14 protein-coding genes and 2 tRNA genes are annotated in these 17,163 nt (G+C 44.8%); 5 read left to right on the top strand and 11 right to left on the bottom strand.

Translation table 11 applies throughout. The features are described from left to right. The first annotated feature begins 339 nt into the window (after window positions 1-339). Window positions 340-1,503 carry a hypothetical protein gene (locus AC1EK4_RS07980; RefSeq protein WP_480357738.1) on the top strand — a complete coding sequence of 388 codons (1,164 nt, stop codon included), beginning with the start codon at window positions 340-342 and terminating at the stop codon, window positions 1,501-1,503. 197 nt (window positions 1,504-1,700) lie between these two features. Here the strand turns inward: AC1EK4_RS07980 and AC1EK4_RS07975 are convergent. The 3 genes from AC1EK4_RS07975 to AC1EK4_RS07965 all read right to left on the bottom strand — a co-directional run bounded on the left by AC1EK4_RS07975 (window position 1,701) and on the right by AC1EK4_RS07965 (window position 3,553). Next, window positions 1,701-1,773, bottom strand: a tRNA-Lys gene (locus tag AC1EK4_RS07975). 71 nt (window positions 1,774-1,844) lie between these two features. Then, complete coding sequence (locus AC1EK4_RS07970) at window positions 1,845-2,960, bottom strand: AI-2E family transporter (RefSeq protein ID WP_036896704.1); 1,116 nt, start codon at window positions 2,958-2,960, stop codon at window positions 1,845-1,847. Between the two features lie 5 nt (window positions 2,961-2,965). Then, window positions 2,966-3,553, bottom strand: a complete 588-nt coding sequence (locus AC1EK4_RS07965) for a thymidine kinase (RefSeq protein ID WP_036896703.1) — start codon at window positions 3,551-3,553, stop codon at window positions 2,966-2,968. Between the two features lie 93 nt (window positions 3,554-3,646). Between AC1EK4_RS07965 and rsmI the strand changes: the two genes are divergently transcribed. From rsmI to AC1EK4_RS07950, 3 genes are all read left to right on the top strand, one after another. Further along, window positions 3,647-4,345 (top strand): 16S rRNA (cytidine(1402)-2'-O)-methyltransferase, encoded by a 699-nt coding sequence (gene rsmI, locus AC1EK4_RS07960; protein ID WP_036896702.1) that lies wholly within the window; start codon window positions 3,647-3,649, stop codon window positions 4,343-4,345. A 5-nt stretch (window positions 4,346-4,350) separates the two neighbouring features. After that, on the top strand, window positions 4,351-5,205 hold the full coding sequence (locus AC1EK4_RS07955) for a Cbp1 family collagen-binding glycoprotein adhesin (RefSeq protein WP_036896701.1): 855 nt from the start codon (window positions 4,351-4,353) through the stop codon (window positions 5,203-5,205). 87 nt (window positions 5,206-5,292) lie between these two features. Next, a complete protein-coding gene (locus tag AC1EK4_RS07950) occupies window positions 5,293-6,528 on the top strand; it encodes a serpin family protein (RefSeq protein WP_198025880.1) in 1,236 nt (411 codons plus the stop codon). Window positions 6,529-6,964: 436 nt separating this feature from the next. On the opposite strand, the gene tsaE is transcribed toward AC1EK4_RS07950, so the two are convergent. From tsaE to AC1EK4_RS07910, 8 genes are read right to left on the bottom strand one after another with little or no spacing between them, the layout of a single operon-like run. Continuing rightward, on the bottom strand, window positions 6,965-7,378 hold the full coding sequence (tsaE, locus tag AC1EK4_RS07945; RefSeq protein WP_036896700.1) for a tRNA (adenosine(37)-N6)-threonylcarbamoyltransferase complex ATPase subunit type 1 TsaE: 414 nt from the start codon (window positions 7,376-7,378) through the stop codon (window positions 6,965-6,967). Between the two features lie 30 nt (window positions 7,379-7,408). After that, a complete protein-coding gene (locus AC1EK4_RS07940; RefSeq protein ID WP_480357737.1) occupies window positions 7,409-8,200 on the bottom strand; it encodes a hypothetical protein in 792 nt (263 codons plus the stop codon). A gap of 11 nt (window positions 8,201-8,211) precedes the next feature. Next, window positions 8,212-9,792 carry a T9SS response regulator signal transducer PorX gene (gene porX / locus AC1EK4_RS07935; RefSeq protein ID WP_480357736.1) on the bottom strand — a complete coding sequence of 527 codons (1,581 nt, stop codon included), beginning with the start codon at window positions 9,790-9,792 and terminating at the stop codon, window positions 8,212-8,214. A gap of 3 nt (window positions 9,793-9,795) precedes the next feature. Continuing rightward, the gene (porW, locus tag AC1EK4_RS07930) at window positions 9,796-12,972 is read right to left on the bottom strand and encodes a type IX secretion system periplasmic lipoprotein PorW/SprE (RefSeq protein WP_480357735.1); all 3,177 of its coding nucleotides are present in this window, start codon (window positions 12,970-12,972) and stop codon (window positions 9,796-9,798) included. Between the two features lie 35 nt (window positions 12,973-13,007). Continuing rightward, window positions 13,008-13,841: a metal ABC transporter permease gene (locus tag AC1EK4_RS07925; protein ID WP_036896697.1), complete on the bottom strand. Its 834-nt coding sequence runs from the start codon at window positions 13,839-13,841 to the stop codon at window positions 13,008-13,010. Beyond that, window positions 13,841-14,227 (bottom strand): hypothetical protein, encoded by a 387-nt coding sequence (locus AC1EK4_RS07920; protein WP_480357734.1) that lies wholly within the window; start codon window positions 14,225-14,227, stop codon window positions 13,841-13,843. Before AC1EK4_RS07920 ends, AC1EK4_RS07925 begins: the two co-directional genes overlap by 1 nt. 5 nt (window positions 14,228-14,232) lie before the next feature. After that, on the bottom strand, window positions 14,233-15,483 hold the full coding sequence (locus AC1EK4_RS07915; RefSeq protein ID WP_480357733.1) for a 3-phosphoshikimate 1-carboxyvinyltransferase: 1,251 nt from the start codon (window positions 15,481-15,483) through the stop codon (window positions 14,233-14,235). Between the two features lie 24 nt (window positions 15,484-15,507). Beyond that, window positions 15,508-16,653 (bottom strand): zinc-dependent metalloproteinase lipoprotein, encoded by a 1,146-nt coding sequence (locus tag AC1EK4_RS07910; protein ID WP_036896694.1) that lies wholly within the window; start codon window positions 16,651-16,653, stop codon window positions 15,508-15,510. Window positions 16,654-16,840: 187 nt separating this feature from the next. Here AC1EK4_RS07910 and AC1EK4_RS07905 point away from each other — a divergent pair. Then, window positions 16,841-16,913: transfer RNA gene (locus AC1EK4_RS07905), tRNA-Pro, on the top strand. The last annotated feature ends 250 nt before the right edge of the window (window positions 16,914-17,163 follow it).

The raw sequence follows: 17,163 nt of genomic DNA, 5'->3' as shown, positions 1-17,163 counted from the left end.
AAGCACTTGCAGCACTTGAAGACATAATTGTCGCGCACGTCGATGTTCCTGCGTCTGAACAGGAACAGAATAAAATCATTATGTAAACCTTTGGAAATAGAACTTAAATAGAACTTTTTTGTGTAAACTTTTGAGGGCTGTTACACAAGGTTATACTGTTGTGTTATGGAGTGGTAGTATAGAGATATGATGTGGCCATATTCCCATACATGGTTTACTGCGCATGGTCTTTTCAGCTGTACATTCCTAAAAAGGTGATGATAGAATCATTTTGATTATTTTTCTTTTGCTATCTTTGCATATACTTCTGATATTATAAATATAAATGCAATACCATATATGTCTTCAGTATTTCGCCGACTGTTCTATATCATCTCATTTATATTAAAGGTGAGTGTCTGCTTTTACTTTATATCTATTGGTGGTATAGGTCCGGGTATCGTCGCTTTGTTTGTTGGTGGACTGATTCTCTGGATGGAGTATGCACCGAAATTTAAATTCGTAAGGTTGATAGAAAACTTGGCCGGTGAGCGGATAGGCCATAACGAAACAAGAAAAGAATATACGATTGATTCTATAAACTGTTCGTTTGAACTGATAGGTAAAGGGAGAAAACGGAATCAGGTGGTTTTCTCTGTCATGCAGCCTTTGAAGCGAAAGCATTGGAAAAACGATTTTGAAGAAATTTATGACTGTCTTGTAAAAGGATGGGATGAGCTAAAGATACATTACAAGTTTGATGCACAGGCTTTATGTTTACAACATTCCCATTCTCTTTCTGTCACGGTTATGGTACCAATAAATGATGGCGAGGAAGTGATAGGGGGCACATTGACGGTTATTCGTGAGTTGATAAACAAATATCATTTGTTTGGAATAAAATCATTCTTGCGTTTCAAAGATTATGATTTCAAGACTTATATATACCAAAAAGGAAACGTCATAGAGCATGCTTTCAAAACGGAATTTTCGTATGCTTATATTGTACAACATGCTGATGCTGCTGGGATGATAAAAAACATGATTCGGCAAGACTACTTATATGAACGTATCACCGAGGAAGAGTATTGGAGAGATTTCAATCGATTTGCCTCTTTACCTTTTGTTTTTGATAAAGTAGAATATGTCTATGATGACAAACATTATGGTAAGGCTGTTATTCTTTCTGCCAGCAGTCGTTGGTGGTGTTTGGTTTGTACATACAAGAAAGTGTTTTTCGCGCCGGATCAAAGTGGGTTTGATAAAGTGGGTTCTTTGCATTGGAATATGAATAGAGTGGTCGAAGTACGCCTTTTATCAGAAGGTTTGCCCATGATGTTATGCGAGGATGGTTCGCTCATTGGTCTAGAGAAAGATGTTGATAGAGGAAATGTGGATTATTATATAGTTACTTGTACACCGGATGAGGACTATTATAGTCGGCACAAAGCTGATTTTGATGCTGCTCAAGAGATGCCAGAGATTGAGAAAGTACGAGGATATGATGAAAGTATGGTTAGATAATTACTGAAAGGAAACGCACTTTTAAGGGTTGTCGGATATGATAAAGTTATTATTTTTATATCCATCAAAGTCAGGAAAGGCACATCAAAGTTTGTGAGATGTATGATAATCCTATAAACTAACGAATTTGAAACACAAGTGTCTATGTATCAAACGTAAAAAGGGGATTCGTGAAGAATCCCCTTTTTCGTGCTTTGTGATCCGCATGGGGCTCGAACCCATGACCCCAACATTAAAAGTGTTGTGCTCTACCAGCTGAGCTAGCGGATCAAGACTTGATAGTCCTTAAAAGCGTGTGCAAAGGTAGTTAATTTTGTTGAGAAGAGAAAATAGAAGTTAAACTATTTATTCTCTTTTACATCTTTTAACGATATACCTGCGTCTTCAAGTCTTCCTTCTTCCTTTGTTACGTATCGTTGCCAGTAGGCTATAAGTAGGGTAGTGAGAGGTAGGGCTATAATTAATCCGATAAAACCGAGGATAGCACCCCAAATAGAGAGGGAGAGAAGCAGGATAGCAGGATTGAGTCCCATTGCCTTACCCATAATTTTGGGTGTTACTATCATATCGGTGATCACTTGAACGAGGCAGAATAATCCTATGGCAAGGCCGAAGATGACCCAAAAATTCTGTCCGGTATCAGCTGCTTTCAGCATGGCTAAAAAGGCAGTAGGGATGAGTGCGAAGGTATGTAAATAGGGTACTAGGTCGAGGATTCCTATAAGAATACCTAGACCGATGGCCATGGGGAAGTCTAAAATGGTGAATCCTATGCAGAACATAATGCCCATACAGAGAGCTACCATGCCTTGGCCACGGATATAATTGTTGAGTTCACGAGCTACGTCTTCGCTCAATGATTGCCAGAAAGGACGATTCTTCTCCGGAAATATACGAATCCAGTTGGTCGTCAGATATTCGTAATCCATGAGGATGAAGAACATGTAGAGCAGGGCGATGAGCGAGGCTATGATGCTAATCAAGATGCTAGCTGTTTGTCCTACAAGCGAGAAAACCTTGGGCATAGCCGTCTTTAGAGTTTCCGTGAAGTCGCTACTCTTGAAAAATGTCTCTATCGCTTCTTGATTTTCCTGCACCCAATGCGATATATAATTGGTGAGATTGTTGGTGTGTGCCGTCTTATGTGCCCAAAGACTGATAAAATCTCCCAGTTTATTAAACTGTTCAATCATGGGCGGAATAATCATATAGACTAAGAGACCGATAACCAACAGCACCACAAGCATGGTCAGTAGAATGGCTAATGCACGTACTTTGACGTGCAATTTATACTGGAAAAACTTAACCAGTGGATATAATAAATAGGCGAAAAGCCATGCAATAAAGAATGGCAGTAGTACACTACTGAGGTAGTTAACCATGTAGAGCACACCGATGATGAGCAGTCCTGTGCCTGTCCACCGGATGAATTTGTCGAATGTTATCTCCTTTCTCATTCAGTTTATATTGATACTTCTTCTTCCAAAGCTTTCTGATAGCAGTCACGACATAGCGGTTCGTACTTCTCTTGCTCGCCCAGCATGACGCGCTTATCGCTCTTCACCAGTCTATGACTGACGTAAGCCAAGGCTCCACACTTTACACAGATGGCGTGCACTTTGGTCACTTCATCGGCAATGGCACATAGAGCTGGAATCGGTCCGAAAGGTATTCCTTGATAATCCATGTCCAGTCCGGCTACGATAACTCGCACTCCTCGATTAGCCAATTGGTTGCAAACATTGACCAAACCATCGTCCAAGAATTGCGCTTCGTCGATACCTACCACGTCAATATCCTCTGCCAATAGCAGTATCGAACCCGAAGATTCGATGGGAGTAGACTTGATTACGTTTTTATCATGGCTCACTACGTCCTCTTCAGAATATCTCGTGTCCATCGCAGGTTTGAATATTTCTACTCTTTGATGGGCAAAGTTAGCTCGTCTCATGCGACGGATGAGTTCCTCTGTTTTACCTGAGAACATGGAACCGCACACCACTTCTATGCGTCCGGGACGGTGTGATTCCACTATCATATTGTTTGTCATATAGACGCAAAATTACGAAGACGTTTTAAAAATTGCAAAGAAACAGTGGCTTTTTTTGCGGTAATAGATTATTTAACTACATTTGTGACCAGTATGGGTATATTGTACATTGTGCCTACGCCTGTAGGAAACTTGGAAGATATGACAATGCGTGCGATCAGAATCTTGAAAGAGGTCGATCTCATTCTTGCCGAAGACACGCGTACGTCGGGCATTTTGTTGAAGCATTTCGACATCAAGAATCGACTCATGTCACATCATAAGTTCAACGAGCATGGCACAGCCGATGGAATTGTAGAGCGACTCAAGGCTGGGCAAAACGTGGCTCTCATTAGCGATGCGGGCACACCGGGCATCAGCGACCCCGGATTTTATTTGGCTCGCGAGGCTGCTAATGCCGGCATAGAGGTACAAACGCTTCCCGGGCCAACGGCTTGTATACCGGCTATCGTGTCATCGGGATTGCCTTGCGACCGCTTCTGTTTTGAAGGATTTCTACCGCAGAAGAAAGGTAGGCAGACACGTTTACTCTCATTACAGGCCGAGACGCGTACGATGGTGTTCTATGAATCGCCCTATCGATTGCTCAAGACGTTACAGCAATTCGCAGAGTTCTTCGGTGAAGAGCGACAGGTGAGTGTGGCACGAGAAATATCCAAAGTACACGAAGAGCACGTACGTGGCTCTTTAAAAGAGGTAATAGAGCATTTCACAGTTACAGAACCACGAGGTGAAATCGTGATAGTATTGGCTGGAGCAGATGCAAAAGCAAATAAAAAAACAAAGGAATAAATAATATGAAACAGTTTTTGTTGTTAGTAGCAGGCGCATTTATGTTGACGCTGACGGGGTGCAAACAGGGTAAACCGCAGTCGGGTCTCGCCGATATGGCACAAACCGATTCACTTCAGAGAATCATTGCTCAGAAAGATGATGAGGTGAATGATATGATGGCAACGCTGAATGAGATTCAGGAAGGATTCCGCGAAATCAATGAGGCAGAAAATAGAGTCAGCATTGTCAAGGATGGTGAGGGTGCTAACAAATCTCAACAGATTCGTGAGAACATCCAGTTTATCTCTCAGACTATGAAGCGTAACCGCGAACTCATTGCTAAATTGCGTAATCAGGTGAGTCAAAGTAGTATGCAGGGTACGCAGATGCAGAGTACAATAGAGAATTTGGTGAAGCAGTTGGATGAGAAAGATCAACAGTTGCAACAGCTTAGAGCCGAACTCGATGCAAAGGATATTCACATCTCAGAGCTTGATGAGACCATCAATAACCTTAATACGAATGTGAACAACTTGGCTTCTGAGAGTAATTCTAAGAGCCAGACCATCAGCGCACAAGACAAGCAACTCAACACGGCTTGGTATGTTTTCGGTACGAAGAAAGAGTTGAAAGAGCAGCGTATTCTCGATGATGGTAAGGTATTACAGGCCAATTTCAACAAGAGTTACTTCACTAAGATTGATATTCGTGTAGACAACACCATCAAACTGTATAGCAAGTCGGCTAAGGTTATGACCACTCATCCGTCTAGCAGTTACACTTTGACCACGGATGCTAATAAGCAATACGTGTTACGTATCACGAATCCTAATCTCTTCTGGAGTACAAGTAAGTATCTTGTCATTCTAGTTAAGTAAATCGTATTAACAGATATTATGCCCGGTAAACCTATGGTTTGCTGGGCTTTTTCGTATATTTGCGATGTAATCAAAACAGTATTTTGTATGAAAAGAATGAAGTTTATCATGTCTATGTTTGGGTTTGCGAGCCTTAGTTGCCTATTGACAATTGGTTGCAAGCCAAAGATGAGTACTCAAAAGGTAGATAAAGACAGTGTCACTGTGCTAAATATGCGACTTGACAAGGTTGCTCAAGACTTTCTTGACTCGCGTGCACCGTCGGCTAAAGACAGTGCGTTGGTGCAGCAAACGAACAATCGAATGGCCTTTCAACTCTTCAAACAACTGTTTAATAAGACATCGAAGAAGTCTGTTTTCCTTTCTCCGCAGGGGCTCACCTATGCCCTTAGTATCATCAATGATGGTGCGGTCGGAGATACGCGTAAGGCATTTGAGCGGGTATTGGGCTTTGACAACTCACTACAGATGCGTGTCTTGCAGCATGAAATGATGTTGAGTCAAGCTTATAGGGGACATGGCAAACAGGAACCAAAGTGGTCGTTTGCAGAGGTTGCCAATACGATAGACGTGCCGGATGGTCTCGTTCTATCGCCCGCATTTAAAGAAAATGCAACAAAGTATTATTTTGCGAGCATGCGAAGTGTTGAAAAGCAGAATATCACATTGACTTCCGAGGTTCGTTTCCACGGTTTTTGGAAGTATCCATTCGATGCTGCTGATACAGAACCCGATGCCCCTTTCTTTGATGGCGAACAGAAGATTGCTGAGGTACAGATGATGCATAATACGCTGCGTCAGTTATTATACTACGATGCTGGTGACTTCCGAATCTTGCAAATACCCTATACGGCCGGTTATCACATGTATGTATTACTGCCCAAAGAAGGTGTAGTGTTGGCAAAAGTCGTTCGTCAATTGGATACAAAGTCATGGGGATTGTTACAGAAGAATATGCACAAAATGGCACAGGTTGAGTTGGCTTTGCCGCGCATGGCATTGGAGACGTCTTATACACTCAATGATTATCTGGTGTCAATGGGGCTTGGAATTGCTTTTGGAGTGGCAGCTGACTTCTCTAAGATGACTGAAGGTCAGGTACCACTCTATATAAAGGAGGTGAAACAAAAGTCGAAGTTAATTGTGGCAGAGAAGAAGACGGAAGCACAATCTGTCACAACTGCCGAGATAGCTGTGTTGAGTGCCACGGTAGAAAATCCTCGGCCGGATCAAGTAAAGTTCTATTGTGACCATCCGTTTGCCTATGTTATTACCGATAAATATGGTTCCGTCAATTTCGTCGGCACGTTTTGGGGAAAATAAGAGGAAGTGTTGATATGAGGAGAGAATAGAGCTCGCCCTATATAGTCTGCGGTTTTGTCTTATGACTCAAGAACTCCTAAAATCAAAAACTTACAAACTTAATTGGCTGCAAGGTTGTGGCAGCATTACTGTTAAGCCTGTTCAGCGATGCTGCAAAGTTGAGGCAGCAATGTTGCCGGAACGATGCAGTCTGGTAGTAGATAAGTTGACAGGTAGACGATTTGGGAGTGATAAGTGAGGAATGATGAGTTATGAGTGAGGGGTTATGAGTGAGGAGTGGGGAATCTATGGGTTAGAAGTTAAGGTATTGTTGCTTACGGTGGAGTACTTGTCGGCATGTTATTTAGTTGCAGAATGTATTCATCTTTCCCAATAGTTGTCTTGCGAAGAGATACTTTATCTCCCCCTCCCCTTGGGAGAGGGGACGGGGGAGAGGTTAAAACTCCACGCTCCTAGAACCGTCTTCTTCGGTCGTGATAGTCACCTTCGTGGCATCGCCGGGAAGTATTTCCTCGATGAGTTCGGGCCATTCCAAGAAACAGAGGGCTCCACTATAGAAGTAATCTTCATATCCCATGTCGTAGACTTCTTCCAGTTTCTTGATGCGATAGAAGTCGAAATGGTAGATAATTTCTTCGGTTGTGTTCGACCGATATTCGTTGACAATGGCGAAAGTGGGTGATGTAATGACGTCTTCCACGCCCATCTCTTCGCATATAGCTTTGATGAATGTGGTTTTTCCGGCACCCATCTTACCGTAGAAAGCGAATACTTTACCTTCGCCCATGTGCTCGATAAATTGTTTGGCAGCCTCGTGGATGTTGTCTAATGAGTCGATTTTAATTTTCATATTCTGTGATTTTAATTTGTTGTTTCATTGCTAAGAAGTACTGATACAGTAAAATATGCTAACAATTATTGGGAGAATTAAACTCGCGATAAGATATATTCGCGCACTTTTCGTATCTTCTCTATTGTAGATAATATAGAGTGGAATACTGAGAATGGGTCCAATAACAAAGCATAGCACGGTCAATAATAGATTGGGTGAAGATGGCTGAACGGACTTTTCAAACACGAGTTCATCTCTATTGCGTTTGAAGTGCATGGCTATCTTGTCTCTGACATCAAGGTCGTGGGTATCATGAAAAGCATAATATGTACGCTTCTTGGTTATAATCTTGGCGTAATGGCGATATAGGAATACCCGCTTTACATTGCTCCAACTATCTTCCATATAGCATACAGCAGCATCGTTTAGGGTGGTAATGAGTCTGATACCCTCGGCAGATAATTCCACTGCGGGTATCTTAGAGCTTAACCGGCGATAGTGTACAATTAGTTTCCCTAATTTATATATCATGACTAGCAGCATGAAGCTAACAGTTATCATGATACTAAAAAACTCGGTGGGGGAGAGAGTTACCAGTCCTATGGCTGTATAATAAGAAGTAAAATTGATATCTTGAGGGTCAAAGAATACACGATATAGAAATTTTGTCAAGTTGTCCGGGTAGTAACATGTGACAGGCGTGTTGATATTGCGCCCTAAAGCCAATGGACGTACAGAGCGCCAATTGTTGATGAATCGCTTTATCATCACGGTAACAGCAATTATACCAAGTATGAAGGCGATACCACGTGTCAAGTATAATAATAGTTGTTCTTGCATGTATCAAGGAATTAACGTTTGCGTGGAGTGAGTGTTACCAACGGTATGAGCATCTCTTCCATAGAGATGCCGCCATGTTGGAACGTGTCTTTGTAGTACGACACGTAATAGTTGTAGTTGTTGGGATAGGCAAAGAAGTTGTCGCCTGTAGCAAATACGTAACTCGTACTGATGTTGGGTGAAGGCAATAGAGCCTTGCGTGGCTCCTTAATGACGAACAGTTGTCGGTCGTCGTAGGCTAGATTGCGTCCCAACTTATACCGCAGATTGGTGTTGGTGTTACGGTCGCCGATGATTTTTACTGGCTTTTGGGCACGTATACTACCGTGATCGGTGGTAACGATGACGCGACATGACTGCCCGGCAAGGTGCTTGAAGAGGTCAGCCAGCACCGAGTGTCTGAACCAACTTCGTGTGATGGAGCGGTAGGCACTTTCGTCTTTGGCAAGTTCGCGTACCATACGCGACTCGGTACGAGCATGGGATAGCATGTCGATAAAGTTCACAACAACTACGTTTAGATCGTAGTTTTCTAGTTCGTTGAGATGACTCATGAAGTCTTTTGCACCGTCTGAGTCATTGATTTTATGGTAGCTGAACGTGTCACGACGGCGAAAACGCGCTATTTGTGTGGCTATCAACTCGTCTTCTTTCAGGTTTTTTCCCTCGTCTTCTTCCTCATCTACCCACAGTTCCGGGTACATTTGAGCTATTTCGGCAGGCATCAATCCACTGAAAATAGCGTTACGTGCGTATTGAGTAGCAGTGGGTAGGATGGATTGATAGAGGTCTTCGCTGATTTCAAACTGGTCGCTGAGATCGGACATGATAGTACGCCATTGGTCGTAACGAAAGTTGTCTATGACCACGAGATACACTTTTTCGCCTTGGTCGAGCGGTGGAAATACACTGTGTTTGAAAATGTCGGGGCTCATCAGAGGTCTGTCTGTGGCCTGTTGTCCCGTCTTGCGAGCCTGTGCTAATTGCTCCATCCAGTCCATATAATGCTGTTTGACGTATTTGGCATAGCCCTGATTGGCCTCGTCTTTCTGTATACGTAGCATGTCGGTCATGGCACTGTCGGCGTGGCTCAGTTCCAATTCCCAGTGCACCAGTCGGCGATAAAGTGTTGTCCAATCATCGTGTGTACGACAGTCTTGCATTTGCATGGAAATCTGTTGGAAGTTTTGTTGGTAGCCGGTCTGTGTTACTTCGCTTACAATCTCGCGACTATGGATGTTCTTTTTGAGTGATAGGAGTATCTGATTGGGATTCACCGGCTTGATGAGATAGTCGGCTATCTTTTTCCCGATAGCCTGTTCCATGATATTCTCTTCTTCACTTCGCGTCACCATAACAACCGGTGTGGCCGGCGAAATCTCCTTGATGCGCTGCAAAGTCTCCAATCCGGAGAGACCGGGCATCATCTCATCGAGTAAGATAAGGTCGTAAGTGCGTTGCGAAACCATGTCTATGGCGTCGCTGCCGTTGTTGGTGGTCTCTACTTCGTAGCCTTTCTTGGTGAGGAAGAGAATGTGGGCGCGTAGCAATTCTATCTCGTCGTCCACCCAAAGTAACAATCCATTGCTCATATTCTAGAATCCATCTAAGTCGTAATATTCGTCTTCCAAGTCTAGCGGCTTGGACTTTTTCTTATCTTTTTCGTTCTCTTGTGTACCCTTTTTCTTACTCTCTGTCTTCGGCAAACCATTGTCGAAGTAGATGCCAGTATTCTCTTTTCGAGGTTTGGCAGGCTGGGGGAGTGGTTTGGGTTTCACTATTGGTAGCGCGTTTTTGTCGACCGTTGGTTGCTTTACGGGTTGACCTATCGGGATGGTGATGCCTCCCTTGGATGGCTGCTGTGTTGGTTTAACAGGTTCAAGCGGAATCGTTGTGCCCGTATTGAGAACTTGTGTTTTAGGTTTCTCATCTTCTAACGGGATGAAAATACCATTGTTGATGTCGTCGCTTTGGTCGAGTATGCGGTCTATTTCTTCCTCTGTTTTTGGTGCGGCTGGCTGCTGTTTGTCTGTTGTTATCTCTATCGGCTCGGTCAAGAGTTGATAGAGCGACACTTTGAGCCGGGCGAAATGTTTCGCATAGAAGGCTTCGTAGTCGGCATAACTGAACTGTGTACCGAGTAAGGGAAGATTGATGTCGCTGATGATAACAGGATGTGCGTTGCCTTTTAGTGCGTTGATATGCTCTTGTTGGCGCAGTTGTCGAGCATATTGTAAAGCTTCATCGAAGTTTCGGAAGCCTGTTACCATCATACGACGAAGGCCGTCGGCATCTTCAATCTTGATGTCAAAGTTGCGTACCAGATAGTTGGTGAAGTTGTATTTTGCCAGTTCAAAGAGTAATTGATTCTCCTTTATGGAGTCAGGATGATACACCATCATGAAGGCGAATGGGATATTTCGCTCGGTCGAGAAGCCTTGTATCTGTGTTGTGTCGCTTTCGTTGAGCACCACGCTGCGGCGATTCCACATGTCACTCATGTCGAAATGGCTGCTTCTAACCTGCCTGCCTGCCTTCACACCGTTGATAATCATGCCGGCCATGGTGCTGAGCTGACTCTCCGGATATTTCTCTACGAGCATATTCAGGTCGCGTAGGCACTCGTCGAGATGGCCGTTGTTGAGTTTGTTAAGTGCTCCGATGAAGAGGAATTTGTCGCGATTGGCTCCAGCGGGGAAACGCCTGTCGGAGATGGAAACATTGTTGCTGACTTCGTTGTAACGGTTGTTACGGAAGGCGTTATAAGTGGCTGTATAGAGCGAATCTTCCAATTGTTCGCCTTGTCGAGCATTCTCTTCGAAGTTTGGATCGGCTATGAGGCGCGTCCATTCACTTTTGGAATGGTTGTGTTTCAACAGCTCCAAGTAGGTTTGGGCGCGGTCTTTACGTCCTAATCGAGAATAAAGTAAGAAGAGATGATAGTAGGCTTCGTCCATTTTCTCAAACTTTGGAAAATGCGTAATGAGCCTGATGAGGGTGCGTTCGCTTAGAGATAGGTGGTCCATCTTATCTTTAAAGATGACACCGGAGCCGAAAAGACCGTCGGCCAACAGCTTATTGCTAGCTGCTAACTGCTCTGCGGATAATGGAATTTGGGCGAGATAATAAGCACGAGTGTGCGGATCGGCAGCTGCACTGTCGGCATTTTGGTGTGTTTGAGTGTGGTATTCCTGCCTTTGGAGTGTAGAATCAGCAGGCAAAGTATTGGTGTTTCCGTCGGCATGCACAACAGTTTTGTTGATGCGTTGCCAGTTGTCTACGTTGTCGCGCTTGCCCCATAGGCGTTGGAAAGTCTCTTTTCCCTGTGCCACAGCCATCGGATTGTAGAAATACCATTTGCTGTTTTGTGGAGTTGTAGGTCGTGTTTGGGGTGTTGAGATTGGGCCCGATTCGGTTTGACCACCACTTTGTTGTCTGGCCATTTCAGCCTGCATGTCACGTTCTTTACGCTCTTTCTTCTTCAAATCGCTGATGATTTGGTCGATAATCTTGTTTCGATCGGTATCGGACATGAGTGCCAAACGTTGCAAGGAATCCTGTAATTCTACGGCATTGGTATGGGGTACCAACTCGTCTAGGACCTTGGTGCGTTCTGATAGTTGCTTATAATCCTTGCGATCTTGGTCGAGTAAGCCCAAAGCCTCGTTGTAACAACGCTGGGCATCAGCAAATTTCTCGCGGTTCCAATACAAGTCTCCTAATCTCAAAAGGAGCACTCCTTTCTCTATTCCGCTGCGTTTAGCCTTTTCGTTGCCTTGTTCGTAGGCGTCAATAGCGTGCAAGGTGTCGCGCCGTGTAAGGTAAATGTTGCCGATGGCATAGTATATTTGGTCGAGATATTCGGCATTGTTGGGCGATGAGGCCATGTGCTTGAGGTACGAAATCATTTTGTCCGACGGGCCTTCGGGCATTACCTTCGTCATTGATATGCGTGCATTGAACTCCAAATTGTATGGCGGATTTAGTCGGATTACGTGCTGATAAGCCTTTAAGGCCTCCGCTTTATTGCCCTGAAGTTCCAATAGTTGACCTAGCAGATACCACTCTCTAGCCCGTTGCTTGCGCCGCATCTCATGGCGAATCACCCGTTGTAAGTAGGGAATAGCCTTGTCGTATTCCCCCGTATGGATGTAGTAATCGGTGTAGGTATAGTCCCATTCCTTTTGGGCTGTCCAATGAATAGAGTCGCGTTGTATGTTGCGAATGACGTCTTCAGCATCGTATAGCCACCCTTCTTCAATGTAGGCCTTGGCCAACCAAGCCCGTGCTTTTCCGTAAATGGCGGGTTGCGAGCGATAGAGGCGACTCATATAAGCGAATGTGGAAGCTGCATCGTCGAACGCACCTTCATGGAATTGGGCACGCCCCATGAGCATCCAAGCCTTCCAAAGAAACGGATTGTATTCGCGACGCCTCAACCATTCAATATCTTTAGCAGTCTTATGACGCCCCGGATTCCACTCCGGTCGGCGCTTGATGCTATGCAGATGGATGGCTTTCTTGCTCTTTTCGATGGCTCTGTCGAAGTTCATTTTGCCCAGTTCGCGACTATTCTTGTTGCTAACAGGATAGAGAGGAATGAGCTCGGTGAAGTTGTCTACGTTGCCATTCTCTTTTTCCAAAGAGCCGTCTATGTAGGCTTGGCTACCGTTGTAATACACATTGTAGCGTGTATTGAAAGCATGCCACCATCTCGACTTGGCAGTATTATGCTGCGTGGAGCAACCTGCCAAGATCATAAATGCCATCATAGGCAGGGTAAGGGCGATATGTCGGCAACTTGTTTTCAGCTTTGTGAGAGGGCTTGTTGGACAATCCACTTCGACCGAAGTGTTACAAATACTTTCATGATGACAAGAATGATGATGCTCATAAAGATGATGGAAGCGCCCGATGGTACGTTGAGACTATAGGAAAGTGTCAGTCCCAACAAGCAATCTATCCATCCGAAGAGGATGCTGAGAGCCACGATGCGCTTGAAATTGAAGGTGAATAGATTGGCAGTCATTTGCGGAATGGTGAGCAAACTAATCGCCAATACGATACCGACCATGCGCAATGTGGCGACGATGGTCATGGCAATGAGTATCATCATCATGTATTCGATGAAATCGACAGGTAGCTTTTGCGACCGCGCAAAATAAGAATCGAACGAAACAGTGAGTATCTGTCGGTAGAAAATGGTAAATATTGCGATGGTCAAAAGGGTGAGCAAGCCGAGTAACCACAGGTCGGGCGTGTCGATGGTGAGGATACTTCCGAAGAGGAAAGAAGATAAGTCGGGCATGAAACCGGGCGTTAGGAAGCTGCAGATGATACCCACACTCATGCCAAAGGTCCAAAAGACGGCTATGGCTGAATCCTCTCTAGTATCGCCTTGGTGCGACATCCATTGTACACCACAGGCACTTAAAACCGAGAAAATCATGGCCGAGAGTATCGGGTTGATACCTAAATACACGCCCAGTCCGACTCCGCCAAACGACGCATGGGTAATTCCCCCACTGATAAATACCAGCCGGCGTGTCACGATATACGTTCCTACGAATCCGCAAAGAATGCTCGCCAGCAGACTACCGAGTAGTGCATTCTGGAAGAAACTATAACTGAGAATATCCATTATTCGGCTAATGCTATGAATTCATCCTTGATTTGGTCGGGCATATTGATGCCTCTGAGGATGAGACTACGGTTCCATGCCTTCACTTCTTCGGGTTTCATGGTGTACATAATCTCCGAAAACTCATCGGCTTCTGTGTCAGAATACTGGTTGGAAGGACGGTCGTGATAGGCATCGAGTTCCTCATCGTCGAAGTATTCTATATCTTTCATTGCAGCTTCGAGCATGCAATCTTGTTCGCACATATCATTATCGCCAGTGCAAGTGGCACAACTTGCCGTGGCCGGATGTACGATGTCGTCGCCTCCACCACGATGGGAAGAGATGATTCCCAGCAGTGCTGTGAACACTCCTAGGGCTATAAGAATGAGTATGAGATATATCATAATCGTTAATCTTGTTTGATAATGCGGAATCCGGCAACTTGTAAATCGTCCCAATAATGCGGGTACGACTTGCTGACAACCTCCGGGTTGCGAATCTCGATATGCTCTAAAACGAGGGCGGCAGGGGCAAATGCCAAGGCCATACGGTGGTCTTCGTAGGTGTCTATCGGTTCGAATGTTGGTTCACATCGTTCACCTTCCCACGACAATTCGCTGTCGTTATGCGATTGAATGGCGTAGCCCAACTTGCGAAGTTCTTGTTTGAGGGCTTCAATGCGGTCGGTCTCCTTAATCTTCAGACTTGCTAATCCCGTGAAATGGAAGTGGATTCCCATGAGCACACAGGTCACAACGACCGTTTGGGCAAGGTCTGGAGATCCTGTAAAATCGTAATCAAGTCGGGGCAACATGCAGCGATGATGTGATAATTTGACTGTTGTCAATTCGCCTTGTTGGGTCGATTCAAAAGTAGTTTTCACGCCCATGAGCGAGAATATGTATTTTACCACAGAATCACCTTGCTTGCTTGCATCCATCAGACCAGTTAAGTTGACGACCGCCTCGGTGTCTTTCGTGAGTGCCATCATCTCATACCAATACGAGGCAGCGCTCCAATCGCTCTCAATACGGTAAGGCTTTTGTGTATAGGGATGTGGTTTGACGGTGACAGTGTCCACGTCCGACCAGTCGGCTTCGGCTCCAAACTCGCGCATTGTGCACAATGTCAGGTCGATATAAGGGCGCGATACAATCTCGCCGGTCATGCGTAATTCAAGTCCACGAGCCAATACCGGTCCTATCATGAGTAGTGCCGAAATGTATTGCGAACTGATATCGCCCGGTATTTCGAGCTGTCCGCCTTCTAAGGTATGGCCCTTGATGCGGAGTGGTGGGAATCCTTCTTCACCTTCATAAGTGATGTCGGCACCTAGATAGCGCAGTGCGTCGACCAGTACACTGATGGGACGGTGCTTCATGCGTTCTGTTCCGGTAATGGAATGCTCACCCTCCATGACGCTTAGATAGGCCGTCATGAAGCGCATAGCTGTTCCAGCGGCCTTGATATCCACGGTTTCCGGCAGATCATCGATAATGCGTAAGATGACATCGGTGTCGTCACAGTCGGATAAATTATCCGGTAATATGTTGCCTCCTGACAATGCATGGATAATCAGCGCGCGGTTGCTGATGCTCTTAGAAGCCGGAGGCGTGATGTTGGCCTGCAATTGTTGCGGAGCGATAATGTCGTATATCATGTGTTAGGATATGATTCTTTCGGATTATTTACGAAGTTTCATAGGCAGATTGACGACGCCCTCAGGGGGTGCAATGATGCCCCGAACCTTGTTTAATGGCTTTTTGGGGCCGGGAATCAGTAATCCGTAGTAGAGCACGGTGCGCATGCGTTTCACCTGATTGTCGGTGAATTGAAAGCCTAGATTCAAATCGTAGTCCATGAAATTAGATGCTCGGAACGGTGCACCTGTACACGGTTGGCGTTCCAACATCTTATAAAGGTCGAACTGTTGGCCATTGAGTGTGGCTAAATAGTCCTTCAATTGTTTCTCGTATTCCACTCGGTTGTAGCTTGGAGTGTCTTTGCAATAGTCGGTATCGGCGCAACTATCTAATGTCGCTGTGTCGTTTTCGGTGAACACATGGTGTAGTCCCAAGTAGTGACCTAGTTCGTGTGCTAGCGTCACATTGACGTCTACCGATGAAAATTGATACCCTTTGGCGCCCTTGTCGGCAGCCGTATAGCGCGTGGATTCGTCGTAGATATAATCGCTATTGATAGATGTACAGAAGGGATAACTAAGATTTTTCTTGCTCAACGACGTATAGTCCACGCGACTCAAGCCCTCCAGCGAGTCGGTCAGAGCCTTTGGCATGAGGGGCAGATGGCTGATACCGAGTGTTCCGCTCTTTTGTTCGCCGTCGTCGGTCTTGAATGGATAGACCATGATATTGATGTAATCGTTCGGTTCCCACAGATATTGTACGTTACTTTTAGCCGACATAAACTTCTGGAAGTCGATGGGATACTCGCCTGTCCATTGGATATATTCCACACCGGGGGTACTGAGTAAGTTGCCTTTCTCGTCTTTCTGAGCCAGTTGGAAATTTACGTTGACGGCACTACTCGAACCGTAAACACCGCCCTTATATAATTCATTGAGATAGCCCACCATTGTCTTCAATCGCTCGGCCTTCACATGTTGCGTCATGTTGGTAGCGTCTTGATAAAACACGTGGAAGATAATGGGCAGTTGATATGTATAAGTATCTGTGATGGTTGCTTTGTCGTCGTCTTGTTTGGTGGTTGTCGGCTCGCCGGTTTTAGGGGTTGTCACGACGTCGTCCTTAGTACAAGAGGCCAATAAAAGAAGTCCTGAACATAGCCATAAAAATATATTATTCTTCATCTACCTATTTATATATAATGTAAATACAAAGGTAAACGAAAAACCATGAAACACAAAATAAACTGCTGCTTTTTCGTGTTGGCATAGTGGAAGTCGGTGGCTGAAATCAAAAAAGCATAGAAAAAGTGGCGTGTAAATTTGCAGATGTCTATACTAATTCATACCTTTGCAGTCACAAATAAGAGTTCGGGATTTAGCGCAGTTGGTAGCGCACACGTCTGGGGGGCGCGAGGTCGCTGGTTCGAGTCCAGTAATCCCGACTGAAAAAAAGCAAAGGGGTTGGTTATCAACCCCTTTTGCGTTGTCGGGGGTAGTTTGGTCGGCGAAAAGTCGGTGAAGTTTAACTCCGTTTTAATTTGATAGTTCAATAGGGCATTTCACTCAAAATTTAGAAATGCCTAAAAAAAATTTTTCTTTTCAGAACAAGCAAAAGGTGGAAAAGCCACACTAATTTGACCCACGCTGGCAAGTATTTTAGACCCAGTAAGGTTAAAATAATGAGACCCACCT

This window comes from Prevotella sp. C0026C3, from assembly GCF_056590795.1.
This window is presented reverse-complemented; position numbering and strand designations above follow the sequence as displayed.

Coding starts and splice junctions, on each gene's coding strand:
- AC1EK4_RS07980 (WP_480357738.1), top strand. CDS start 340: ATGTCTTCAGTATTTCGCCGACTGTTCTATATCATCTCATTTATATTA.
- AC1EK4_RS07970 (WP_036896704.1), bottom strand. CDS start 2,960: ATGAGAAAGGAGATAACATTCGACAAATTCATCCGGTGGACAGGCACA.
- AC1EK4_RS07965 (WP_036896703.1), bottom strand. CDS start 3,553: ATGACAAACAATATGATAGTGGAATCACACCGTCCCGGACGCATAGAA.
- rsmI (WP_036896702.1), top strand. CDS start 3,647: ATGGGTATATTGTACATTGTGCCTACGCCTGTAGGAAACTTGGAAGAT.
- AC1EK4_RS07955 (WP_036896701.1), top strand. CDS start 4,351: ATGAAACAGTTTTTGTTGTTAGTAGCAGGCGCATTTATGTTGACGCTG.
- AC1EK4_RS07950 (WP_198025880.1), top strand. CDS start 5,293: ATGAAAAGAATGAAGTTTATCATGTCTATGTTTGGGTTTGCGAGCCTT.
- tsaE (WP_036896700.1), bottom strand. CDS start 7,378: ATGAAAATTAAAATCGACTCATTAGACAACATCCACGAGGCTGCCAAA.
- AC1EK4_RS07940 (WP_480357737.1), bottom strand. CDS start 8,200: ATGCAAGAACAACTATTATTATACTTGACACGTGGTATCGCCTTCATA.
- porX (WP_480357736.1), bottom strand. CDS start 9,792: ATGAGCAATGGATTGTTACTTTGGGTGGACGACGAGATAGAATTGCTA.
- porW (WP_480357735.1), bottom strand. CDS start 12,972: ATGATGGCATTTATGATCTTGGCAGGTTGCTCCACGCAGCATAATACT.
- AC1EK4_RS07925 (WP_036896697.1), bottom strand. CDS start 13,841: ATGGATATTCTCAGTTATAGTTTCTTCCAGAATGCACTACTCGGTAGT.
- AC1EK4_RS07920 (WP_480357734.1), bottom strand. CDS start 14,227: ATGATATATCTCATACTCATTCTTATAGCCCTAGGAGTGTTCACAGCA.
- AC1EK4_RS07915 (WP_480357733.1), bottom strand. CDS start 15,483: ATGATATACGACATTATCGCTCCGCAACAATTGCAGGCCAACATCACG.
- AC1EK4_RS07910 (WP_036896694.1), bottom strand. CDS start 16,653: ATGAAGAATAATATATTTTTATGGCTATGTTCAGGACTTCTTTTATTG.